At 45.9% G+C, this 24479-nt stretch carries 22 protein-coding genes; 10 read left to right on the top strand and 12 right to left on the bottom strand.

What is annotated here, in order from left to right; genetic code table 11:
• The first annotated feature begins 289 nt into the window (after positions 1 to 289).
• Entirely contained in the window at positions 290 to 1948 is a 1659-nt protein-coding gene (locus tag E2K74_RS08260) for an acyl-CoA dehydrogenase family protein (protein WP_151207074.1), read from the top strand.
• Between the two features lie 278 nt (positions 1949 to 2226).
• The gene (locus E2K74_RS08255; RefSeq protein ID WP_151204022.1) at positions 2227 to 2424 is read left to right on the top strand and encodes a hypothetical protein; all 198 of its coding nucleotides are present in this window, start codon (positions 2227 to 2229) and stop codon (positions 2422 to 2424) included.
• On the opposite strand, the gene ptsP is transcribed toward E2K74_RS08255, so the two are convergent.
• Both ptsP and E2K74_RS08245 read right to left on the bottom strand, forming a co-directional pair.
• Positions 2421 to 4718: a phosphoenolpyruvate--protein phosphotransferase gene (ptsP, locus tag E2K74_RS08250; protein ID WP_151207072.1), complete on the bottom strand. Its 2298-nt coding sequence runs from the start codon at positions 4716 to 4718 to the stop codon at positions 2421 to 2423. The genes E2K74_RS08255 and ptsP overlap by 4 nt on opposite strands.
• An 88-nt stretch (positions 4719 to 4806) precedes the next feature.
• Positions 4807 to 5289 carry an RNA pyrophosphohydrolase gene (locus E2K74_RS08245; protein ID WP_151204020.1) on the bottom strand — a complete coding sequence of 161 codons (483 nt, stop codon included), beginning with the start codon at positions 5287 to 5289 and terminating at the stop codon, positions 4807 to 4809.
• A 185-nt stretch (positions 5290 to 5474) separates the two neighbouring features.
• Here E2K74_RS08245 and E2K74_RS08240 point away from each other — a divergent pair, with 185 nt between their 5' ends.
• Together E2K74_RS08240 and E2K74_RS08235 are read left to right on the top strand one after the other, a co-directional pair.
• Positions 5475 to 6125: an HAD family hydrolase gene (locus E2K74_RS08240; protein ID WP_151207070.1), complete on the top strand. Its 651-nt coding sequence runs from the start codon at positions 5475 to 5477 to the stop codon at positions 6123 to 6125.
• Positions 6126 to 6288: 163 nt separating this feature from the next.
• Complete coding sequence (locus E2K74_RS08235) at positions 6289 to 6528, top strand: DUF2789 domain-containing protein (protein ID WP_151204018.1); 240 nt, start codon at positions 6289 to 6291, stop codon at positions 6526 to 6528.
• Between the two features lie 94 nt (positions 6529 to 6622).
• Here E2K74_RS08235 and ovoA read toward each other — a convergent pair whose 3' ends face one another.
• From ovoA to E2K74_RS08220, 3 genes are all read right to left on the bottom strand, one after another.
• Positions 6623 to 8806, bottom strand: a complete 2184-nt coding sequence (ovoA, locus tag E2K74_RS08230) for a 5-histidylcysteine sulfoxide synthase (RefSeq protein WP_151207068.1) — start codon at positions 8804 to 8806, stop codon at positions 6623 to 6625.
• A 147-nt stretch (positions 8807 to 8953) separates the two neighbouring features.
• Entirely contained in the window at positions 8954 to 9823 is an 870-nt protein-coding gene (locus tag E2K74_RS08225; RefSeq protein WP_151204016.1) for a LysR family transcriptional regulator, read from the bottom strand.
• Between the two features lie 415 nt (positions 9824 to 10238).
• Positions 10239 to 10481, bottom strand: coding sequence for a DUF2061 domain-containing protein (locus E2K74_RS08220; RefSeq protein ID WP_151207066.1), 243 nt, complete (start codon positions 10479 to 10481; stop codon positions 10239 to 10241).
• 376 nt (positions 10482 to 10857) lie between these two features.
• On the opposite strand from E2K74_RS08220, the gene leuC reads away from it, so the two are divergent.
• From leuC to leuB, 4 genes are all read left to right on the top strand, one after another.
• A complete protein-coding gene (leuC, locus tag E2K74_RS08215; RefSeq protein WP_151204030.1) occupies positions 10858 to 12291 on the top strand; it encodes a 3-isopropylmalate dehydratase large subunit in 1434 nt (477 codons plus the stop codon).
• 97 nt (positions 12292 to 12388) lie between these two features.
• Positions 12389 to 13039, top strand: coding sequence for a 3-isopropylmalate dehydratase small subunit (leuD, locus tag E2K74_RS08210; protein WP_151207065.1), 651 nt, complete (start codon positions 12389 to 12391; stop codon positions 13037 to 13039).
• Between the two features lie 86 nt (positions 13040 to 13125).
• On the top strand, positions 13126 to 13689 hold the full coding sequence (locus E2K74_RS08205; RefSeq protein ID WP_151204013.1) for a hypothetical protein: 564 nt from the start codon (positions 13126 to 13128) through the stop codon (positions 13687 to 13689).
• A 40-nt stretch (positions 13690 to 13729) separates the two neighbouring features.
• Entirely contained in the window at positions 13730 to 14809 is a 1080-nt protein-coding gene (leuB, locus tag E2K74_RS08200) for a 3-isopropylmalate dehydrogenase (protein ID WP_151204012.1), read from the top strand.
• Positions 14810 to 14871: 62 nt separating this feature from the next.
• Here leuB and E2K74_RS08195 read toward each other — a convergent pair whose 3' ends face one another.
• Entirely contained in the window at positions 14872 to 15291 is a 420-nt protein-coding gene (locus E2K74_RS08195; protein WP_151207063.1) for a hypothetical protein, read from the bottom strand.
• A 291-nt stretch (positions 15292 to 15582) separates the two neighbouring features.
• Entirely contained in the window at positions 15583 to 15804 is a 222-nt protein-coding gene (infA, locus tag E2K74_RS08190) for a translation initiation factor IF-1 (protein WP_001284370.1), read from the bottom strand.
• A 230-nt stretch (positions 15805 to 16034) separates the two neighbouring features.
• On the opposite strand from infA, the gene E2K74_RS08185 reads away from it, so the two are divergent.
• Entirely contained in the window at positions 16035 to 17042 is a 1008-nt protein-coding gene (locus E2K74_RS08185) for an AraC family transcriptional regulator (RefSeq protein ID WP_151204010.1), read from the top strand.
• A gap of 105 nt (positions 17043 to 17147) precedes the next feature.
• Here the strand turns inward: E2K74_RS08185 and truA are convergent, their stop codons facing one another.
• The 5 genes from truA to asd form a co-directional block, all read right to left on the bottom strand.
• Positions 17148 to 17945 carry a tRNA pseudouridine(38-40) synthase TruA gene (truA, locus tag E2K74_RS08180; protein ID WP_151207061.1) on the bottom strand — a complete coding sequence of 266 codons (798 nt, stop codon included), beginning with the start codon at positions 17943 to 17945 and terminating at the stop codon, positions 17148 to 17150.
• A gap of 18 nt (positions 17946 to 17963) precedes the next feature.
• The gene (locus tag E2K74_RS08175) at positions 17964 to 18929 is read right to left on the bottom strand and encodes an asparaginase domain-containing protein (protein WP_151207131.1); all 966 of its coding nucleotides are present in this window, start codon (positions 18927 to 18929) and stop codon (positions 17964 to 17966) included.
• A gap of 49 nt (positions 18930 to 18978) precedes the next feature.
• Complete coding sequence (locus E2K74_RS08170; RefSeq protein ID WP_151207059.1) at positions 18979 to 20301, bottom strand: fimbrial protein FimV; 1323 nt, start codon at positions 20299 to 20301, stop codon at positions 18979 to 18981.
• A gap of 71 nt (positions 20302 to 20372) precedes the next feature.
• Positions 20373 to 21767, bottom strand: a complete 1395-nt coding sequence (locus E2K74_RS08165) for a FimV family protein (protein WP_171480666.1) — start codon at positions 21765 to 21767, stop codon at positions 20373 to 20375.
• 123 nt (positions 21768 to 21890) lie between these two features.
• Positions 21891 to 23009 carry an aspartate-semialdehyde dehydrogenase gene (asd, locus tag E2K74_RS08160; protein WP_151207055.1) on the bottom strand — a complete coding sequence of 373 codons (1119 nt, stop codon included), beginning with the start codon at positions 23007 to 23009 and terminating at the stop codon, positions 21891 to 21893.
• Between the two features lie 190 nt (positions 23010 to 23199).
• Between asd and E2K74_RS08155 the strand changes: the two genes are divergently transcribed.
• Complete coding sequence (locus E2K74_RS08155) at positions 23200 to 24330, top strand: endonuclease/exonuclease/phosphatase family protein (protein WP_151207053.1); 1131 nt, start codon at positions 23200 to 23202, stop codon at positions 24328 to 24330.
• The last annotated feature ends 149 nt before the right edge of the window (positions 24331 to 24479 follow it).

Raw genomic sequence — 24479 nt, 5'->3', positions numbered from 1 at the left:
TATGCATTTTGACAAATAGAATATTATGTTTGCATTAACCGTTTATTTCGATCATTCAAGTTTTTGTTATTTATTTAAAATTAAATGAATTGACGGGTCTGGCGAGTTGTAGTGGATGGCTCCGTTACAGCAGTCTTGACCTAGGTCATTTGGCATATGGAAGCTATACAGCACATGCGCCTCACTGATTTTTGATAAAATTTTTATTTTAAAAACTGCCTATGCTGGGGCGATTTATTGACTATACTGGGATGAAAATAGCCATAAAAATAAAACAGGAATTAGAGCAATGCAGACATGGACGACCCATCAAATTCACAACCAGTTTGATGAAAAGCAGGATTATAATTTATTTGAAACCGATATCGTATTACAGCAAATTTTACAGCGCTATGGCAGCCAAGATCAGGCCACCTTGTCTAAAATGGCACAAATGGCACAAATGGCCGGGTCAGCCGAATATTATCAACATGCCGAACTGGCCAATCAACATCCTCCCATCTTGCATGCCTTTGATGCCCGTGGCCGTCGTAAAGATTTCATTGAATTTCATCCCTCCTGGCACAAATGGATGGGCTTGAACCGTCACTTCGATACACATGCCTATCCCTTTAACCACCCGCAATCCTCATCCAGATGGGTAGAGTGGGCGGCTCGATTTTATCTGGCTGGACAGATCGAATGTGGCAACCTGTGCCCCAATTCCATAACGCTGGGCAGTATTCCGCTCATCCAGCGTGAACCTGAGCTATGGGCAAAGCTGGGTGAGCAACTGCTATCGACTGAATATGATGAGCGCGATGTGCCGATTGCCCAGAAAAAATCAATTTGGCTAGGCATGGGCATGACCGAGAAGCAGGGTGGTTCAGATGTGCGGGCGAATCAGACTGTTGCTGTGCCGATTGCGGAGCCGGGCCGTGGCAAAGCCTATGTGCTGACCGGACATAAATGGTTTTTTTCTGCGCCGATGTGTGATGCACATTTGGTGGTGGCGAAAACCGAGCAGGAAGGATTGGCCTGCTTCTTTGTACCACGCTGGCTGGACGATGGCACAAAAAATAATATTCATGTGCAGCGCTTAAAAGACAAAGTCGGCAATCGCAGTAATTCCAGTTCCGAGGTCGAATTTAATCAGGCCTGGGGCATAATGATTGGTGAAGCCGGGCGTGGAATTCCCACGATTATCGAAATGGCGAATTACACTCGGCTTACCTGTTCGGTGGGCAGTACGGCCATGCTGCGCCAGGCCCTGGTACAATGCCTTGCCTATGCCCGTCAGCGTAAGGCTTTTGGCAAGCATTTGATTGAACAGCCCTTGATGCGCGCCGTGTTGGCAGATTTAGCTTTAGAAACTGAAGCGGCCATGCAACTTAGTTTTCATTTGGCGCATTGTTATGAATCCGATGATGCCTTAGCACTGGCATGGAAACGCATCATGACACCGGCATCTAAATTCTGGATTTGCAAACGGGCTGTCGAGCTGACAGGCGAGGCGATGGAAGTCTTGGGCGGTAATGGTTATGTTGACGATGGTATTATGGCGCGTATCTTTAAAGAAGCCCCGGTAAATACCATTTGGGAAGGTTCAGGTAATGTCATGTGTCTGGATGTACTGCGTGCCATTGCACGTGAACCTGAGTCGATGGAAATGCTGTTTAAAGACTGGGCATCTACCGCTATGCACAATGAAACGCTAAAAACGGAACTGCAGTCTTTATTTAAACTCTTCCAGCAGCCGCCCGAAGAATTACAGTTTATGGGACGCAGTCTGGTCAGCCGTCTGGTGATTTTGGCCCAAGCGGTGTTGCTGACACGTCATGCCCCGGACTATGTAGCTGATGGATTTATTCAAACCCGCTATAGCGAGTTTCATGGCCGTGTGGCGGGAATGATTGAGGCGAAGCAGGTGGATGTGGAACGGGTGTTGGGGCGGGTCTTGGCAGCTTAAGAACCTGTCTTCTATTTTCTGGATGCTGTAATCCACCCAGCTTGGCTGAATAAAAAACCATTGTACAATGTACAAAAAAGCGTATGATCAGCTTCTCTCAAGCTCATGGAAATGAGCGCCTACATGCAAGAAATAATACAAGCTGAACGGGCTTGAATTTAAACCCCGTGAACCCATTAATCCTATAAGCAATAACTGAAATCCACAGGAGTTACAGGTTGGCTCAACCGAAAACCTGAACCGAGACTAAAACTCATCAACTGAAAAAGGACAGCGCGATGGCAAAGAAAAAAGCACTGCCAGAAGTGGTCATTCACAACTTCGTGGCGAAACACATGCATGAGGTCAACAAGAGTCAGGTCTTTGTAGACCGGAAGAAAAATGCAAAACGTGGTTATACCAAGCACAAACAAGGGCGATATCAACAAGATGATCGCCCTTTTTTATTACTGCATTTTTTGGCGGCTGGTGTTTAAGCCCCGACAATCCGGGTGGTTGCTTTCACCATATCCCCCAGCCCATGGGTTTTAAAATAATATTCAATCCGGCTTTTCACCACCAGAGGATTATCCATTTTTAAGGCATGTGCCAGCATCTCTTGCGCATCATTCATCGGTACATGACAGATCGCCTTGCGGACCCGCAAAATATTACTGGAACTCATCGACAGGGTATTAAAGCCCATTGCCATCAATAGAATTGCAGAAAGCGGATCTCCTGCCATTTCACCACAAATACTGACCGGCTTTTCATTGCGATGACAGTCTTGAACCAGGCGGTCCAGCGCGCGTAAGACAGCAGGATGCAAATGAGAATAGACATTGGCCACCCGCGGATTATTACGGTCAACTGCCAGTAAGTACTGGGTCAGGTCATTGGAGCCGACCGAAAAAAAGTCCACCAGTTCCGAGAACTCATCAATCTGATATAAGATACTGGGCACTTCCACCATAATACCGATTTTGGGTTTGGTAATTTTGACCTGTTCTTCTTCCTGAACGGCATGATGGTCGCGTTCCAGCAAATATAAGGCTTCTTCGACTTCGCTGACACTGGTCACCATTGGCAGCAGAATATGCAGATTATTCAGCCCAATACTGGCTTTCAGCATGGCGCGGATCTGGGAAGAGAAAATCTCCGGATGATCGAGGGTAAAACGGATGCCACGCCAGCCCAAGGCTGAATTTTCTTCTTCAATGGAAAAATAAGGCAGATCCTTGTCAGCACCAATATCCAGGGTGCGCATGACCACCGGTTTGTTGGCAAAATGGCTCAGCTGCTGGCGGTAAATGGCGCGCTGCTCTTCTTCACCGGGGAAGCGATCTCGCAGCATAAAAGGAATTTCAGAGCGATAAAGGCCAACGCCTTTGGCACCCCGTTGAACGCCACGAACCACATCAATCATCAGGCCGGTATTGACATACAGTTTCACCACAATGCCATCTGGGGTAATGGTATCCTTGGTTTCATACTGCCGCAGGTCTTTGGCAATCAGTTCTTCTTCTTTTTGAATTTCTTTATAACGGGTACGCAGGCGGCGCGGCGGATTGATAAACACCCGGCCCTGATGTGCATCCACAATCATTTCTACATCATCAATGCTACTGATTGGCAGCTCGGTCACCCCGACCACGGTAGGAATACCGAGGGCGCGTGCCACAATGACCATATGCGAGTTCATGGCCCCTTCAGAGGTTACAATCGCTGCAATCTTATCGACCGGTAATTCCACCAGGGCAGCTGTCGAAATTTCTTCACCAATCAGGATACTTTCGTCGGTCAGTTCACGGTGGCTGGAATCCGCTTCCTGTAAGCGTGCCAGAATGCGCCGTCCCAGATCTTTCAGATCTGCAACCCGTTCCCGCAAATAGTCATCTTCCATCTGAGCGAACTGGGCCACATGGCTATCAATTACAATACGGACTGCGCCTTGTGCCCAGTTTCCATCACGAATTTCAGCTTTAATTTCAGCCGGCAGGGCATTTTCATCCAGCATGCGCAGGAACACACTAAACAGGGCGCGTTCTTCGGCCATCAGTGCATCCTGCATTTTTTCATCCAGCGCCTGAATTTCTTCACGCACTGAATCTAGGGCATTGTCCAGAAGCTGTAATTCTTCACTAATATCGTCGGCTTCGCGATCTGGTACAGCGGCCAGATCGGCAGGCGGATAGAGAATAACAGCGCGGCCCAGTGCAATTCCGCCAGAGCCGGAGATTCCCTGAAAGGTTTTATAGGCAGGCAGATTGCTGGGCTTGCGAAAGACATCAATATTGCCAACCGCGTGGGCATGTGCAATCACGCCCGACAACTGGGCACAAAGCGTAACTAGAAAAGATTCCGCTGCTTCAGAGAAATCCTGAGGTTCTTTGTTCTGGACCACCAGTACACCCATCACTTTGCGACGGTACATGACCGGCACGCCGAGAAAAGAGTTATAAATCTCTTCTCCGGTTGCGGGCAGGTACATAAAGCGTTCGTGTTTGGAGGCATTATCAAGGTTGACGATTTCTTCACGCTGCCCGACCAGACCCACCAGACCTTCACTGGTATGCAAGGAGACATGACCGACAGACTCAGAGTTTAGACCCTTAGAAGCCATCAATAGATAACGCTGGTTGCGTTCATCCAGTAGATAGATGGAGCAGACATCCACATGCATGGCGGCAGCCACATGATTGACCATAATCTCGAGAGATTCATGCAAACTGGCCGAGGCATTGATTTCTTGAACAATGCGTCTTAAAGTGTCCAGTTGCATATTTGACATCAGTTCTGCTCCGTCATACTCAGAATTTTAATCGGATACTTATTTATAACAATAGCCAGCCAAAAAATCTGCATATTGATGCGATTTTTTAAGGTTTTTGCTGTGGGAGCTGCTGGCACAACTCGATCATTGCCTTGCGATAAACATCACGTTTAAAATTCACAACCTGGCCCAATGGATACCAATAACTGACCCATTGCCACTGATCAAATTCTGGTGGGTCGGACAGGTTCAACTGAATGTGCTGTACCGGCGCCGTCAATTTGAGTAAAAACCACTTTTGCTTTTGACCGATACATACCGGATCTGAATCCGTACGTATATAGCGGTGTGGCAAACGATAACGCAACCAGCCTTTGGTTTGCGCAACTATTTGGACATGTTCAGGCAGTAAGCCAACTTCTTCTCTCAGCTCACGATAGAGTGCCTGCTCGGGAGTTTCTCCAAATTGGATCCCGCCCTGTGGAAATTGCCATGCATTATGACCAATGCGTTTTGCCCATAAAACCTGTCCAGCATCGTTTGCCAAAATGATCCCGACATTCGGTCGGAAACCTTCAGAGTCGATCATTTGGCTACCTAAAAAATTTGTTTAATTTATGCCTTTGCTTCTGGGGGATGTTTATTTCTTTATCCTGCACACAAAAAGCAAAGTTTAAAAATGTTAAAATTGTTATGATCTTAACGAATTTCTATCGACTAGCGGAGATAGATTTACAAATTTTTTCTTAAATTTCAGTTTTTACGAGTATTTTCATGAAATTGGCACTATTTGATCTCGATCACACCTTGTTAAATACTGATTCAGATCATTCTTGGGGAGAGTTTTTGGTTCATGAAGGTCTGGTTGATCCAGTTCAGCATCGCGCCATAAACGATAAATTTTATGAAGATTATAAAAAAGGCCAGCTGGACCCGATTGCCTATAACGAATTTGTATTCCAGTTTCTAACCCAACATGAGCAGGATTATCTGACCGAATTACATCAATTGTTCATGCAAAAAGTGATTCGCCCGCAAATGCGTCCGGAGGGTTTTAAAGCCATTCAGCATCATAAGGAGGCTGGCCATGAAATTGTGGGAATTACCGCGACGTCGGACTTTATTACCGCGCCTATTTTCCAGGAATTTGGCATTAGCGAGATTATTGCCACCAATGCTGAAAGGGTGGAGGGTAAATATACCGGCAAGGTGATTAATATTGCCTGCTATCAGCAAGGCAAGCTGGCACGTCTGGATCAGTGGCTGGCAGGCCGTCAGGTGCAAGAGTCCTGGGCCTATTCTGATTCGATTAATGACCGTTTCCTGCTGGAGTATGCTGACCATGCCATTGCTGTCAATCCGGATGACCGCCTGAAAGCGCTTGCCATTGAGCAGGGCTGGGACATTCAGGACTGGTCAATTTAATTTATTGTAGTGCTACAGCACAACGCCGGTTGTGCTTTTTTATGCCCACTAGGACGAAAGTCGCAGTACTTTTTAGGCTGCGTGTGCCGGAACAAACATGCTATGCTCAGGGACACAAAATAGCCATAACATGATAACAATAGCAAAAGCTGAGGTGCTGAATATGACTCTAGTTCGACCGCGTATGACACATTTATTTGCACAGTTAGGTCTGGATTCAAGTGAAGAAGGAATTGCCAAATTTATTCACGAGCACCAGTTACATAAAGATCTGACCTTACTGGAAGCTCCTTTCTGGAATGAAGCTCAACGTCAGTTTCTGACAGAAAAAATTGCATCAGATGGAGAATGGGCGATTGTAGTCGATCAGCTCAATGAATCCTTACATGAAACAACCCGTTAAGCCATTTTAAGGGCTTAGAAAGAAAAAAGAGGAAGACCTGGTATCTTCCTCTTTTTTTTAATTTTTACTAAAAAACTTCTGGTCTTGGACTAGATTAATGAGTGCGTTTCCAGATCGTGAGCTGCGCCAGACTATGCTGATATTTACGTGCAGTTTCACGAATGACAAAGGGCACATCCTGCGGTTCAGCCAGCAGCTCGAAATGTTCATTGAGAAGCGCCGAAATTCCTTCGAGTGTGGTTAAGGCTTTTCCATCTTGTACAAAACCGCCCAGCCATTCACTGTGCGCCGTATGGTCTTCTATCCAGGTATAGGGCGAACTCAGCATCAGGATTCCACCGATATTCAGGCGTTTATAAATCTCCTTCAGGAAAGCTTTGGGATGATGCAGGCGGTCCAGCAGATTGGCAGCCAGAATAAAATCATATTCTTTAAAATGCGGTTTCAGATTACAGGCATCGGTCTGGAAGAATTCAACTCTGGATTTGTGCTGCGCCAGTCCTAGTTCCTTTAAGCTAAAGCTTTTATCCTCCATCAGGTCACCTTCGACTGGAATGCGGTAGTGCAGGCGATCTTCCTGAATCAGTTTTACGCCCATCTGGATAAACCGTGCGGAAAAGTCCAGCCCGGTGACCTGATCAAAATCACGTGCCAGTTCAAAGCTGGCACGTCCGGTGGCACAGCCGACATCAAGTGCTTTGTGGCAGGGCGTGGCTTGGAAATAAGGACGCGCCAGATTGACCAGCGTCTGGGCAAAATTGGAAACATTGAAATAATCAGCGCCATACTGGAATTCCAGATATTGCGAGACCAGCTGATCACTTTCATACTGCGACTGGAATTGTGGTAAGGCATCCGTGGCTGCCACATAACGAAAACCGGCATGCTGGAAAAAATGCCGTCTAAAGGCATAACGTGAACTGTGTAAGGCCTCATTTCCCGCTGAAATCCAGGAGCCGCCTTTAATCAGGTGATGCTGGCCATCAAAAGTAGGGGTACTAAAATCATCATAAAAAGGATGTACCTGAAAGCCTTCAAACGGATAAATGGCAGTTTCGGTCCATTGCCAGACGTTGCCCTGAACATCATAAAAATCGCCCTGCTGAAACTGATCAACCGGGCAGGAGTGGGGTGCATACTTCAGTTCGATATTGGCCTGTGCCGGACTCGGTAGAGTCGGGTCCAGACCCGACACAGTATAGAGCCGATACCATTCATCTTCGGTGGGCAGACGAATCGGCTGATCGAGCTGCTGTGATTTCCACTGACAGAAAGCTTTGGCTTCATGATAATTTACCTCTACCGGCCAGTCCCAAGGCATGAGAACCTCTTCCAGCATCAGCCGCAGGAACCAGCCAAGTTCAGTCTTGACCCAAAAGGTGGGATGGGTCGCCTGAGAAAACTCTAACCATTGCTGTCCTTCTTCACTCCAGTAATCGGGATGTTGATAGCCGTCTGCTTCGACAAACTCTAAGAATTCCTGATTCGACACCAGATATTGCGCCGCCTCAAAGGCTGGAATGTCGGCATGATGATGGCCATATTCATTGTCCCAGCCATAAAAGGGGCTGTGAAAATCTTTATCTAAAATGACCGGTCCAGCAGGAACGGCCAGCAGGCGGTTTTCGGGAGCAATGCCGGTGATCACATTGGCACGCCACAACGGATGATTTTGCACATAGTGTAATTGATGTTGGCGAATCAGCACTGATGAGGTTTCCAGATGAATACGCTCATGCTCAATCCCCATGATGATGGTCCACCAGGGATGTTGCCAGTTCAGGGGAAGCGTTAAGGGTGCATGCTCCAGAATATTCAGGATCAGGGCGCGAACCTGATGCCGGTAATCACGAACGGCCTGCACACTTGGCCAATCATAATTCTGCTCATCCAGATCATCCCAGCTCATTTCATCGACCCCAATAGCGAAAAGGCTTTCAAAGCGTGGATTCAGGCGTTCCTGGACAAGTTTGGCCAATAATAATTTATTAATGAAAAAAGTCGCCGTATGACCAAAATAAAAAATCAGCGGATGGCGTAAAGAGATGGGTTTATGATAATAGGCTTCATCATTTTTTAGACAGTCAAATAACTGCTCATAGGTATCGAAAGTATTCAGAAAATACTCACGCAAGACCTTGCGCGCGCTGTACTCATCTTTAAAGTCAAGATGCGACGTAGGTTTGAGGCTGGGCCTGAGAGACTGCCACAGCTCAGCTTCATCAGTTCTGTCTTGTGCCGTAGCAGATAAGGTTTTGGAATAAGAATGAAGCTGCATCCGGTCCGTCCCTTCAAATACATTTTAAGTATTCATTGTATTAAATGAATTTGTTTATCTTAAAAGTACTCTAAAGCCATCATGAGATGCGAGGTATTCGGTAACAAAATGCTGCATCGCCATAAATGCAGCAGAGCAGAGTCAGATTTAGAGCGCAGGATTTTGCATCAGTTGTACCAGGGCTTCCGCCGCTTTGGACTGGGTTCGGCCCGGATGCCAGACCATGCCCAGACTGCGGTTCATTTGCAGATTAATATCCAGTTGCTGCAAATCATGATTAACCAGGGTTTTGGGTAAAACTGACCAGCCCAGCCCGATGGATACCAGCATGCGGATCGATTCCAGTGGGTTGTTGCTCATGGTAACTTTAGGTTTGATACCACGTTTTTCAAACTCGGCCAGCGTTATCTGCGAGGTATAGGTCTGTGAAGAGGGCAACAGGCTGGGGTAATTGAGTAAATCTTCCAGACTCAGTTTTTTTTGCTGGGCCAGAGGATGAAACGGGGCTGCCACAAAAACCAGAGGATCATTCCAGATGGTGACATAGTTCAGGCGTTCATTGCCACGCGGCGGCAAGGTGAGAAATGCCAGCTCCAGGTCACCGGCAATCACCTGTTCATGCGCCTGTTCAGAATCGACAAAATGTACATCCAGAGTGACATCCGGATACTGCTGCACATAGTTACGTAAATGGCTCGGCAGATGATGCAGGCCAATATGATGGCTGGTGCCAATCTTTAATTTTCCCTGTATCTGACCCTGTTCATGGCTCAGGGTATAATGAATATCTCCCAGCTCGTTCAGCCAGTTTTTGACTTTAGGCAGCAGTGAATGGGCGGCATGGGTGGCCTGTACGCCGCGGCCAGCAGACTCAAACAGCTTGACCCCAAAATAGTCTTCCAGACTATGAATACGTTTGGTCACGGCAGGCTGGGTAATAAAAAGCTGATCTGCAGCTAGGGAAATTGAGCCGGTTTCCATAACTTTTACAAAGGCTTCAAAGGCTGCGAGATTCATTTTGATTACCTATAAAGAATTTTCATACTTAATTTTATTATTGTAATTATTTGGGAATAAATCAAAGTGAAATTATGTAAATTTAAAATTAATTGGCCAGCTTGTTCATATTTGAATGTTTTTTAATAAATAAACTTTTTCTCAGCGCATTGGGACACGTCTGCAAGATTCATCTAATCCTCTCGATAAGAGACATCTGCCTGTGCATCCATCCACTGCTTTGTATTTCGCAGAGAGATGATCCGGCTGAACTTTCAGAGGTATCGAGGAGCAATTGATCTTCTTTAGCGGACGCTCTCCATAAACGTTGTCATGATTCAGGATCTGCCACGAGTCATTGTGACCGTTGTTGCAGTAGTTGTGGCGGAGGTGGTGGCGATTGGCACCCCCAGCTCACAACTACTCTGGACTAGGCTTAAGCTTTAATGTCTTGCGTGGGGGCCTGTTTCTGGCCTTTTCGATTCCATATCTGTTCATGAAAGAAGAAAGCAAAGGTTTGCACAGTCGGTTCAAGTAAGCTGAGAGTGATTGCCATCCATACATTACCGGTGACTACATAAGTAACGAGCATGGCGACCGTAATGTGCATGAGGTAATAACTTAAGGTCTTTTTGAAAATACGCTGGTTGCTGTGGATAAAATGTTGAATGCGAGCCATGCCGATCACCACTAAAGACTGGAGTTCATTAAATGATAATTATTATCATTTAAAAAGTAAAAAAGAAATTCTGATTAATGATTATTGGTTTATTGAATGATGGTTCTTACAGAAGATAAAAGGTGGCAGAAAACAGCTAAATTCATACGGAAAATAGAAAGCAAACTAGGGGGAGAATGAGAGTATAAAGGCAGTGAAACTCCTGAAAACTTACTTAAAATCTTTGCGTTTAAGCAGATCAGGCGCTGAGTAAAACAGGTTTAAAATATTCCAAAAGGTTTTTTAATTAATAAAAACGATAAATTAGATTTATGCAAAAACGTGGTTATAATCAATATCAATGAAAGAATTACCCAGTCCAGTGGAGCACATCGACATGGCAGGCGACAACCAAAAAGCAAAGACTTTGTATGACAAATTGTGGGATGACCATTTAGTAAAACAACGAGATGATGGCTCTGCATTACTGTATATCGACCGCCATTTATTGCATGAAGTGACTTCTCCACAGGCATTTGAAGGCTTGCAGCTTGCGGGCCGTAAGCCTTGGCGTTTAAGTGCCAACGTGGCGACTCCTGACCATAACGTTCCGACCTCAACCAAAGAGCGTTCTGAAGGAATTGCCGGGATTGAAGATGATACTTCACGCATTCAGGTCCAAACCTTGGATGATAACTGTAAGACCTTTAATGTAGTGCAGTTTGATATTAACGATATTCGCCAAGGGATTGCTCACGTTGTCGGTCCAGAACAGGGATTGACCTTGCCGGGGATGACGGTGGTCTGTGGTGACTCGCATACTGCAACACATGGCGCATTCGGCTGTTTGGCTCATGGCATTGGAACTTCAGAAGTTGAACATGTATTGGCTACCCAGTGCTTGGTTCAAAAGAAAATGAAGAACATGCTGGTCCGCGTGGACGGCAAGTTGGGTCAGGGCGTTACTCCGAAAGACGTGGTCTTGGCCATTATTGGTAAAATTGGGACCGCAGGTGGTACAGGTCACGCGATTGAGTTTGGCGGTCAAGTGTTCCGTGATATGTCCATGGAAGGTCGTATGACAGTCTGTAACATGGCCATTGAAGGCGGGGCGCGTGTGGGTATGGTGGCTGTCGATGACAAAACGATTGAATATGTGAAAGGCCGTCCTTATGCACCGAAAGGCGAACAGTGGGAGGCTGCAGTTGCGTATTGGAATACCTTACATTCTGATGAAGGTGCGCACTTTGACACAGTAGTCGTGTTACAAGGCGAAGAGATTGAACCACAAGTATCATGGGGAACTTCTCCTGAGATGGTGATTCCTGTGTCTGCTGCTGTTCCAACGTTGGAACAGGCCAGAGATGAGGTGCAACGCAATGACTGGACCCGTGCATATAACTATATGGGTTTAACCGCAGGTCAAGCCTTGGCGGACATTCAATTAGACCGTGTGTTTATTGGTTCTTGTACCAACTCGCGTATTGAAGACATTCGTGCAGCCGCTGAAGTTGCGAAAGGCAAAAAAGTGGCCAGTAGCATTAAACAGGCCATGGTGGTTCCAGGTTCTGGTTTGGTCAAAGCCCAAGCTGAAGCTGAAGGTTTGGACAAAATCTTGATTGAAGCGGGCTTTGAATGGCGCGAACCGGGGTGTTCAATGTGTTTGGCAATGAATGCTGACAAATTGCAACCGGGTGAACATTGTGCGTCCACCTCTAACCGTAACTTCGAAGGTCGTCAGGGCAATGGCGGTCGTACTCATCTGGTGAGTCCAGCGATGGCCGCTGCTGCCGCCATTGCCGGTCACTTTGTGGATGTGCGTTCATTCTAATTTAAGACCTCATTCCAACCTTCCCTGAGGGAGAAGGAATACCCCCTTAGGTGGGGAGAGGATGAGGGAGAGGTTACGGATTCATTGGGAAATAATCATGAAAAAATATACCGTTGAACAGGGTATCGTTGCACCATTAGACCGTGCCAATGTGGATACCGATTTAATCATTCCAAAGCAGTTTTTGAAATCGATCAAACGTACAGGTTTTGGCGATAACTTATTTGATGAATTACGTTATCTGGATGAAGGCTATCCGGGTCAAGACAATTCAAAACGTCCTATCAATCCAGATTTTGTGTTGAACCAGCCGCGTTATCAAGGTGCAACGATCTTAATTTCTCGGGCTAACTTTGGGTGTGGTTCAAGTCGTGAACATGCACCCTGGGCTTTGGAAGAGTATGGCTTCCGCACCGTGATTGCACCAAGCTATGCTGATATTTTCTTTAATAACAGCTTTAAAAATGGCATGTTGCCGGTCATTTTGTCTGAAGAAATTGTAGATCAATTATTTAAAGAATGTGCGGCGAGCGAAGGTTATCGGTTGACCATTGATCTGGAAGCGCAGGAAGTTCGTACCCCAGCGGGTGAGGCTTTTAAATTTGAAGTTGATCCATTCCGCAAGCATTGTTTGTTGAATGGTTTGGATGATATTGGTTTAACTTTACAGGCAGCAGATGATATTCGTGCCTATGAAGAAAAAACCAAGCAATCACGCCCATGGGTATTTGCTGAAATTCAGCCATAAAACAGTAAAAATTATCATGGCATGACTGCTTGACCCTTGCTAATATCAAAAGATTATTGAGTTTTTTGATGGGTAAGACAGATCTTATGGCAAATGATTGGAAACAGTGGCTTGCTTTAACTGCAGTATCGATGCTGTTGGGCGCGTGTCAAAGTATCGATACCCTGAAACTCAAGCATGGACAGGATAATACGCCAAATCCATCCCATGCCCGGATTTACTGTGCTGGAACATCGGACTGTCAGTTTGAGCGTTGGAATGAAACCCCGATTGTCCATGCCGGCAATGGCCGAATCAGTGCCGAAGCGATGAAGCAGAATCTGGTGCGCTTGCAGGCCGAAAACCTGAAGCAGGCGAACCCGATTTATTTATCGGTACCTGCAGGACAGCATGAACTGGTGGTACGTTTTTATCCGATTAGCAAGGATAAGGCCGAAACCCTACACCTGTTCCAGCGTTTCAAGGCCAACCAGAACTATACCTTTAAAATGTATCGTGAGCGTAAAGCACACAATAAAAGTTTATTAAATGCCTCTGCACCAGATCCGCTTTGTGTGGATTTACTACAGGAGCAGAAAACCATTCGTCGTTTTTGCAAACCTTATAACGCAGTCACCGGGATTGCAGAGTTTGTAGAAAGAAAAATTTAACCCCTCAGGCACCTGCCTGACCCTATAAATGGAAAATCTCATGTCTAAACAAATTTTGATTTTAGCTGGTGACGGTATTGGTCCTGAAATCGTAAAAGCCGCAGAACAGGTGCTGACACGAGTTAATGAAAAATTTAATCTGGGTTTAACATGGGAACAGGGCTTACTCGGTGGTGCTGCGATTGATGCGCATGGTTCGCCTTATCCGGAAGTAACCTCTGAGCAGGCCAAAAAAGCTGATGCGATTTTGCTGGGTGCAGTGGGTGGTCCTCAATGGGATAACATTGAACGCTCGATCCGTCCTGAACGTGGCCTGTTAAAATTACGCAGTGAACTGAATTTATTTGCCAACCTGCGTCCAGCGATTCTTTATCCGCAACTGGCTGATGCTTCAAGTTTAAAGCCTGAGATTGTGGCAGGTCTGGATATTCTGATTGTGCGCGAATTAACCGGTGGTATTTACTTCGGTCAGCCACGTGGTATCCGTGAATTGGAAAATGGCGAGAAGCAGGGTTATAACACTGATGTCTATTCAGAATCTGAAATCAAGCGTATTGCCAAAGTTGCATTTGAAATGGCCAGTTTACGTGGCGGTAAAGTGTGTTCGGTAGATAAAGCCAACGTGCTGGAAGTCACCGAGCTTTGGAAGCAAACTGTTACGGCATTGAAAGAAGAACACTATCCAAATATCAACCTTTCACATATGTATGTCGATAATGCCGCCATGCAACTGGTACGTGCGCCAAAACAGTTTGATGTGATCGTGACCGGGAACCTGTTTGGTGACATCCTGTCTGATGAAGCCGCGATGCTGACCGGTTCAATCGGTATGTTGCCATCGGCATCCTTGGATGAAAACGGCAAAGGAATGTATGAGCCTTGTCATGGTTCGGCGCCTGATATTGCGGGTCAGAATATTGCTAACCCCTTAGCGACGATTCTATCTGTGGCGATGATGCTACGGTACACCTTCCGTGCAGAAGAGGCGGCAAAAGCCATTGAAGATGCAGTTGGTAATGTACTGGATCAAGGTCTGCGTACGACTGATATCATGTCTGAAGGCATGCAGAAAGTGGGTACAGTGGAAATGGGCCAAGCTGTCGTCGCTGCCTTGAACTAAATCAGATAGGGTGAAAAAAACGCAGCTCAAGCTGCGTTTTTTATGCACACAGATTTAACCTGTCAGCAGGTGCGGCCAGTAGTACGAACTGCAGTGGCAATATTGTTTTTAAGCAGAAAGCTGATCTTGCATTGCAGATTGACATCATAACCAGTCACAGGGCTGATATTGGTCGGTATTGGGACAGCGCCTGTACCTGCTGCTGGAAACTGGGCAATGGGCAAAGGAATAGTGAGGGGACGCTGTACAATATAGCTGAGTTGTTGCTCGCTCAGATGCGGCCCGCTGATCTGCTGATAGCCTAAACGTTTCAAGTCCAGATTCTGGTCAATCAGCTCGCTACTTTGCCCAATAAAGCTCTGTAGATAAGCTTCCCGATCCATTTGAGAGCTGCTGAGAGGAGAAGTGCAGGCGCTCAAGGAGAATAGCAGAGCAGTGAATAAGCCAAGCGAGCTGGCTGCCTTTGGATAAGCAAATAACATAATTTCACTCCCATCAGGGCGATATGAAAATTATAGTAAAGTTGGGAAGTGGTATTGTTGTAATTTGGCAGACGGCCAATTGCATCATCTGGCGTTTAGACAAATGCTGAGCTGGCTTTAGAGCGATCAGGGCCAACTATTGGTTTTATAGTTTTTAAGTTGATGATGATTTAATAGAAAATAGTGAAGTGCTCTACAGATTCGGCAAAATTTTTCAGATATATCGGGTATAAAAAAGTCATCAGGGACAAAAAAAGCCACTAAAAAGTGGCTTTTTGCTTCCGCTCAAACTTAGCGTGCACGATAAGTGATACGACCCTTAGTCAAATCATAAGGAGTCATTTCTACCTTCACACTATCGCCAGTCAAAATACGAATATAGTGTTTACGCATTTTACCTGAAATGTGGGCAATCACTTCGTGACCGTTCTCTAAACGTACACGGAACATAGTATTAGGAAGCGTCTCGGTGACAACGCCTTCGAACTCGATGAGTTCCTCTTTATTGGCCATAGCCTACCTGAATGAATAAATTGGAAAGGCGCAAATTATAGGCAATTTTTTTGCGAAAAGCAAGATGAAACGGGCGGTAGACTGATCATCTGTCAGTAAAACAAGCAAAGCGGTGTACAAAAGTTTTAACTAAAAAAATGCGAGTTTGTGTTGTCAGTTTGGTCAATCGCAGTTAATCTAATTTTAATCTTTTTAAGTATAAATGAAGTACATACAAGGAAGGTTTTTGAGTGAGTCAGCTAACGGATGCATCCGTCGTATTGCGTTTAGGTTATCAGGCAATTCGTCGTGCAGGGTTACCTACAGAAGAGCTTTTGAGCAAAGCCGGAGTGGCTTTAAATCAGGTGGAGGCCAATGATCGTACTCCATTAAGTGCTCAGTATGCCTTCTGGGTTGCCGCAGAAGAAGTCAGTAAGGATCCAGATATCGGCTTACATCTGGGGGAGCATTTACCGCTTTATCGAGGGCAAGTGATTGAACATCTGTTTATCTCTTCTGAAAACTTTGGCGAAGGGCTTAAGCGGGCACTGGCCTATCAGCGTCTGATCAGTGATGCCTTTGATGCTAAACTGGTCATTGAGGATGATCGCTGCTATCTGAGTAATGGAGAACAGCGTTTTCCAGAAAGTCTGGTTAACCGGCATTTTACCGAATGTGCAATGTCAGGCGTGCTGCGCTTCTTTAAATTTATTACAGAAGGACGCTTTGAACCGATTTATATCGACTTTAACTTTTCCAGAGGGGCAACCGATGATGAATATTTCCGTGTTTATGAATGTCCGGTCAGCCTAGGACAAAAAGAAACCCGATTATATTTTGATCCCAGTATTCTCGATTATCCACTGTGGCAGGCAGAACCGGAACTGTTACAGCTGCATGAGCAGTTAGCCATTGAAAAGTTGCAGGAACTGGCACGCTATGATCTGGTGGGGGAAGTACGCCGTGCGATTGGTTCCACCCTGGAAAGTGGCGAAACCACTTTGGAAACGGTGGCGGCACAGCTGAATATTACGCCACGCCGTTTGCGAACCCAGCTCAGTGAAGCCAATACCAGCTTTCAGCAGATTCTTTCAGATTATCGCTGTCGTCTGGCCAAACGTTTGCTCGCTGGCACCAATGAGAGTGTTGAACGGATTGTCTATCTGACCGGCTTTTCAGAGCCGAGTACATTCTATCGGGCTTTTAAACGCTGGACCAATGAGACCCCAGTAGAATATCGTAAGCGCAAACAGCGTTAAGTTACCTCCCTAAGTCCCTCCTAACATGAGGGATTTTTATTCCTTTATTTTGGCCGGTATGCAGTTGCTGATAGGAAGGATTAGGGAAGGTCAAAATTTTTAAGATTATTCTGGCAGGTTAAGCCAATGCGGCCCTAAAGGAACTTGGGGCAAATCAAATTGTTGCGGATATTCAGCCTGGATAAAATATAGACCATCCGGGGCAGCGGTAATCCCAGCAGCTTTACGGTCTTCAGCTGCGAAAATGCTATCAATATGGTCAATATCATACATGCCCTGACCAATTTCCAGTAAACAGCCCATGATATTACGCACCATATGGTGCAGGAAGCCATCGGCCTGAATATCAAGGACCAGATATTGACCATGCCGGATCAGACGGCAATGGCTGACATGGCGGACTGGCTGCCTGGATTGACAGGCGGCGGCACGAAAGCTTTCAAAATTATGCGTGCCTTCAAACTTCGTTGCAGCCTGTACCATCTTGTCCACATCCAGCGCATCGTAAATATGGGTCACCTGCTTATGCAGCAAGGCGGGACGTACGGGATGATTGTAGACAATATAACGATAACGGCGGGCCTGGGCCTTAAAGCGCGCATGAAAATTTTGATCTATTTCTTTGATCCACTGGATCGAAATATCTTTCGGAAGCTGGCTGTTACAGCCACGTAGCCAGCCATGAAGAGAGCGTATTGCACAGCTATCAAAATGCGCAACCAGATTTGTGGCATGTACTCCGGCATCTGTGCGACCCGCACCATGCAAAGTGACAGGTTCATTGGCGACTTTCGAGAGTACTTTTTCAATAGTTTCCTGCACACTAGCTACGCCCGGCTGCTGCGTTTGCCACCCCCGATAGTTGGCTCCAGAAAACTCAATCCCGACTGCAAAACGTTGCATATAGACCTCAAACCCTGACTAATCGTACCAATGGCGATGCCATTGTTCTACAGTCTCGTATTGTAAATACATTTTCAGGGCTTTTGCATACAGATCGGCATGTCCATAACTGTCATTGAGTAAAATCTGGCATTCATGGACCCATTCGGCAATGGCATAGCGCTGGTCGGTCGCGCCAAATGGGACCTGGGTGGTGAGTACCGAAATACAGCCTTGTGCATAAAGTTGATCAATAAGCGTAACCAGAGCCTGGTTTACGGCCAGGTTGCTTGTTCCAAAGCCCTGCAGAAACAGAAAATGCGGAGGCCATTGCAGAAGGTTACGCAGATTAGCTAACTGCTGACTTAAATCAATCGGCTGCATCATGATGCTCATGCAGTTAAAGCCGGCAGCTTTTTCAATATCCTGAAGGGTGACCCGATACACTTGCTGTGAAGGCTGAAGGGGAATATGCGACTTTAAGCCGGTAAACGCATTCAGTTCAGTGGTATGTTGTTTTAATGCTGTTTGCGCGTGCAGCAGTTGTTGGTGAAAGGCCAGATAAACGCCCGGGGGGGACTGAAGCACTGACTCTAAGGCAAATCTCAGGTTGTCTAAAGCATCACTAAATTCGCGGATCGCATCTCCCTGAACATTGAGCAGGGGATACTGGCTGCCGGTCAATATCACATGCGCAGACTGGGCCAGACAATGGGCCAGCACAGCACTGGCATAACTGAGCGTGTCTGTGCCATGAATGATGATAAAATACCGGATTTCCTGTAATTGCAGCTCTTGAATGAACTGTACCAGTTGCAGCCAGTCTGCGGCTGTACAGGCGCTACTGTCTTTAATGACGGGTGCACGATAGCATTGTACAGCATAGTCTTGATGCAGTAGATGCTCAAGCTTAGGCAGGAAAAGCTCAGCCGACATGGGAGCAAGCGGATCGCCCACACATCCGAAAGTACCGCCCATATAAATTAATGCAATATTATTTTTCATCATAAAAAAAGCAGCCAAATCTGACTGCTTTAGTGTAAATCGAAATATTTTAAGAAGCGATTCTATTCAGTAACTGCTCAGCCTGCTGCTGCTGTTCAGGACTGTATTCATTTTCAGATTCTGCAATGACTTCACGTGCGGCTGCATAAGCGCCTAATTGAATATATTGCTCGGCAAGTTCGAGGTTCAACTCGGCTTCATTCACCTCACTTAATTCCGGAAACGATTGTACCAGTGGATCACCTTGATCTGTTGCTGCTGGAGCAGGAGGAGCAGGAATTTCAAAATTAACTACTGTCGCAGCCGGTACTGGCTTTTCAGTTTCAGGGTTATCGAATTTAAAGTCCAGTCCAGAAGTTTCCGCAGGTACTTCGCTTGCAACAGGAGTAGTCAGATTTGACAGGTCAAATTCAACCTGCGCTTCAGTGGTTTTTTCAGCTTCTGTCGCAGGTGTATCCAATGAGAAAGAGAAATCTAAAGGTTGAATCTCTTCATTCGATGGCGTAACCACTGTCGGCTCTACATTTGCCGCAGGTTCAAGCTCTAATTTAAAGTCCAGACCGGGTGCTGGTTCGCTTGCTGCTTCTGGTGTGCTCTTAATATCTTCAACTGGAGCCGCATCTTGAAAGTTAAAATCTAAGCTATTGGCTGCTGGTGCAGATGTGTCTTCTACTGGCAGGGTTTTAGTCGCAGCACTAGCAGGTTCAAAGTTAAATTCCAGAGGTTGGATGTCGGGTACAGGTTCAGAGGCGACGGCCGGTTTACCTGGCTGTAATTCCTGCTGTAACTGTTCAAATGCCTGCTCATTAGAGGGTGTTAGAGCAACCAGACTATCAAAGGCACTCTGAGCCGCTGCATTATCCTGTGCTGTCACAGTTTGTGGCTGTACGCTTTGAAAATCAATAGTTTCTTGAACAGCATTTGCTGCTTTTGCATATTCACTTTGCTTAGCTTCAGCTTGGGTTAAAATATCATCCAGCTCTAAAGAGCGAATATGGTTAATCAGTTGAGAGATCGCAAATTCATCTTTTTGCAAGATATGAATATCAAGCAAGAGTAAATACAGTTCATGTTGGGAGTTATCCCGATTTAAAGCCTGATTAATGTTAGCTTCGGCTGAAAAGAAATTCCGTTCCTGAATCAGGGTTTCAATCTTTTTACGGGTATCGTCAGAGAGCGGTGTAACCGTCTTTTTCGCGGTTACTGGCTCTACCACCTTGGTTTTTTGCGGGGTAACCTTAGAAGCTGTAGCTGGCTTCTTTGCCTTCACCGTTTTGGTTTTTGCCTGATCTGCTGCCTGAGCATCTTGCCGTTTTTTGAAAACCAGCAAAACAATGATCAATATTACTAATGGAATCACATAAATCAGCATGTTATTACCCCTTAAAGAATAGAAGAGCGTTGGTGTTCGCCTATTCCAAATAAATCTTCATGTATAACTTTTTAATGAGTTGGCTTCTTATCTACCTGTTGTGCTTTCAGCTGTTGTTGCAGTTGAGCAAGACGGGCATTTAATAATTGAATTTTGTGATCCTTCTGATTGAGAGCCAATTCTAATTCAGTTACGTTTCTCTGTAATTTAACGGTTTTTTCTCGGGCTGTCATAACTTTTAATGACAACTCTTTTGAAGTTTGCTGTTGTTCTGTGTTCTGATTTGCAGAAACATGGCTGGAATTGTTCTGGTTCTCAGCCACCAAGCTCATTTCTGCCTCATTCAGACGGTATTTGGTTTTCGCAGCAGGGCGTGTAGGAGCCTCAACCTGCTTGGGGTTTGCCACTTTCACTGCCGATACTGTGCCAATACCATCCAGATTCAAGGCTGCACCTTTACGCAGGCGATTCACGTTACCACCGATAAAGGCATGGTCATTACGTTCTTTCACTTGTTGCATGATTTCATGTACAGGACGTTGCTGTTCCTGAGCAATCCGTGAGGCAATGCTCCAGAGAGATTCATTGGACTGCACCACATAGCTGGCAACCTGAGAGGCTGTTGTTTTAGGCGGGGCTTTGGCTTGAGTAGGTGCTGCCTGTGCCTGTTTTTGTGCCAACTCTTTTTGATATTTCTGGACCAGCGGATCTAGTGAGGCCTGAGATTGGGTGGTATCTGTTTGTGCTAAAGCCTGTGCTGGAGTAGCTCGGCCATCAGAATCCACTACAGGTTGAGTTGCGACCTTCTGCGACTCAGCTGTGGCTGTCTGCTCAGGCTGAACCGCATGAGGCATTGTAATTGCTTTGGGAATCGAGCTGCTCGATAGAGGTGGAGGTGTCGTTGATTGTACTACCAGAGATTTTTCTGTAGGAGGGGCTGTTTGCGGCGCAGGATGATGCTGGGTACTCACCGGCAAGTTCAAGGCAATATCTTTTTCGCTGGCGACCATGACCGGGGACAGCGTATGCTCATTTTGTTTCAGGCTGGCTTGCAATAAATCTGTTTTGGTCTGCAGCGAGGTTCGGATATGCTGCAAACGAGCTGCATTTCCTTCCTTGATCTTGACAATAATATTCAGCTCACGATCGGTCACCGGACGTGATGAGGTGATGGTAATGACCCCGGTTCCGTTGCTATTACGGCGAGTAAAGAAATTCAAATGACCCGGTGGCTGATGTACAGCGCCCATGGCGATCAGATCTTCTGGTGTAGCCAGACTGACTTCAAGCGGGGTATTGATATCAGATTGTCGGAAGGTCATTTCTGCATACAGCAGCTCCCCAGGTGCGGACTGGACTTGTACGGGATCCACATTAATCGCATAACTGGTCTGTGAAGCAATAATGGCTAAAATGGCAAGTTTTAATTTGTTATATACAGTCATCTTAATCGTGAGCTCAGTCATTATCGCATAGCGAAAAATCATAGATTAACGGGATGTTTGTTTTTTGTAAAATGTTTACATAATACTTACACAAAAAAGCCGATCAATAAAGACCGGCTTTTAGAATTTATGACTTAAATGCGATTAAGCATTTTTATAGTCAATCAGAATACGCAACATACGACGTAAAGGCTCAGCAGCACCCCACAGCAATTGGTCACCTACAGTGAACGCGCCAAGATATTCTTTGCCCATGTTTAGCTTGCGCAGACGGCCAACCGGAACACTCAAGGTACCAGTGACAGCCACAGGGGTAAGGTCGCTCATTGATGCTTCACGTGTATTTGGCACAACTTTCGCCCAGTCATTTGATTGACGGATGATGTCTTCCACTTCGTTTAATGGCACATCTTTTTTCAGCTTGATCGTCAATGCCTGGGAGTGACAGCGCATAGCACCGATACGAACACAGTGACCATCAATAGGAACAATTTGCTGGTTAGCCAAAATCTTGTTAGTTTCTACCTGGCCTTTCCATTCCTCTTTCGACTGACCGCTTTCCAGCTGTTTGTCGATATATGGAATCAGGGAGCCCGCCAGAGGCACACCGAAGTTAGCAGACGGGAAGCCTTCACCACGTTGCAATTCTGCGATTTTCGAATCAATATCCAGAATTGGTGAGCGTGGGTCATCCAGCAACTCTTTGGTATTATTATATAAATAACCCATGCCGGTGATCAGTTCACGCATATTCTGCGCGCCTGCACCAGATGCAGCCTGATAGGTCATTGAGGTTGCCCATTCCACCAGATTGTTCTGGAACAGACCGCCTATGCCCATCAGCATCAGGGAAACCGTACAGTTACCCCCCACAAATACTTTGGTGCCCTTGACTAGACCGTCTTTGATGACATTCATATTGACAGGATCAAGCACGATGATGGCTTCATCTGCCATACGTAAGGTAGATGCTGCATCAATCCAGTAACCATTCCAGCCTTCGGCTTTCAGTTTCGGGAAAACCTCAGAGGTGTAGTCGCCACCCTGACAGGTAATAATGACATCCATCTGCTTCAGACTGTTAATGTCTGTTGCATCCATAAGTGCTGGGGCAGTTTTACCGCCAAACGCAGGTGCTTCACCACCTGCATTACTGGTGGAGAAATAGAATGGCTCAAAATGAGCAAAATCATTCTCATCAACCATACGTTGCATAAGGACGGAACCGACCATCCCGCGCCAACCGACCAGACCTACTTTCATGTCACTTTGCCTCGGTGCGTTAAAAAATTCAGAAGATGTTCGAGTGTATCAAAACGGGATTCAACTGCAATAGCTACACAATCAAAACATCAATATTCTTGAGAAAAATATCTGCTTTATGATACATACAAAACTGATAAAGTCAGTTTTCTTTAAGAAAAAATAATAACTTAGTACAGAGTAAATTTTTATGATGTGGATTATCCAGAGTGTCGCTATTGTCGTTATTTGGCTCAGTTTCTGGTCGCTTATTCCACGAGATGAGTGGTGGATACGTGGCGCAGACTTTCCACGCCTGCAAATTCTGGTCTTGGGCTTCATTGCTTTTATTCTGTTTTTAGCGGTCGATCATCCCTGGAGTTGGGCGAGTCAGCTTATTTTTGTCGGGCTGATTGCAGCCTTGGCCTATCAGCTAAAAATGGTACTGCCTTATACCTTTGTCTGGAAAAAGCAGGTGAAACAGGTCAGACAGGATCAGCTGGATCCCCAGCGCCAGATTTCCCTGATCGTTTCCAATGTACTGACCACCAATACCAAATATCATCTGCTCATTGAAAAAATTCAGACTTTGCAACCGGATCTGGTATTAACTCTGGAAACGGATCAGGCCTGGCAAGATGCACTCGCTATAATTGAGCAGGATTATCCTTATCGGGTGCCTGTGCCGTTGGATAATCTGTACGGCATGCATCTATATAGCAAGCTCAAGCTCAGTAATACTGAGGTCAAATTTATTCTGAGCGATGATATTCCTTCAATTCACACAACAGCGACTTTGCGTTCTGGCCAGACCGTGCAGCTGTACTGTTTGCATCCCAAGCCGCCCAGCCCGACTGAAGCCAAGGATTCCACTTTACGCGATGCGGAATTATTAATTGTCGGGGACCAGATCAAGGATCTGGATGAAAGCTGTATAGTCATGGGTGACCTGAATGATGTAGCTTGGTCCAGAACCACACGTTTATTCCAGCGTATCAGTGGCTTACTTGATCCGCGTGTCGGGCGGCATTATATTAATACTTTTCATGCGGACTATCCCTTATTACGCTGGTCACTTGACCATGTGTTTCATAGTCGCGATTTTGCTCTGGTGCATATGGAGCGTTTAGCACATATAGGTTCAGACCACTTTCCGATTTATCTGGTTTTACAAACGGGACGGATATTTGAGCATTTACAGGAAGAGCTGGAACAAACCGATGAGGATGAGCAGGAAGCACATGAAGCAATTGCGGAAGGCATTGAAAAAGCTGAAAAAGAAGAAAAACCTGTCACTGATGAGGTGGCGGTGGCTTATAAAGAGGGAGCTAAATATCCCTAGTTTTATGGGAAAAGTGTAGGATATGGCTTACAGCAGTTGACGCTTCTTGCGAATAGGCAGCTAGGGAGGAATCTCGTATTCTGGACTCATCAGCACAGGGAGTCGAGAAAGGATATTCTCATAAGGAAGACGAAGCTGAATGAAATCAT

It is taken from the genome of Acinetobacter sp. RF15B, assembly GCF_007558235.1.
GTDB lineage: Bacteria > Pseudomonadota > Gammaproteobacteria > Pseudomonadales > Moraxellaceae > Acinetobacter > Acinetobacter lwoffii_C.
This window is presented reverse-complemented; position numbering and strand designations above follow the sequence as displayed.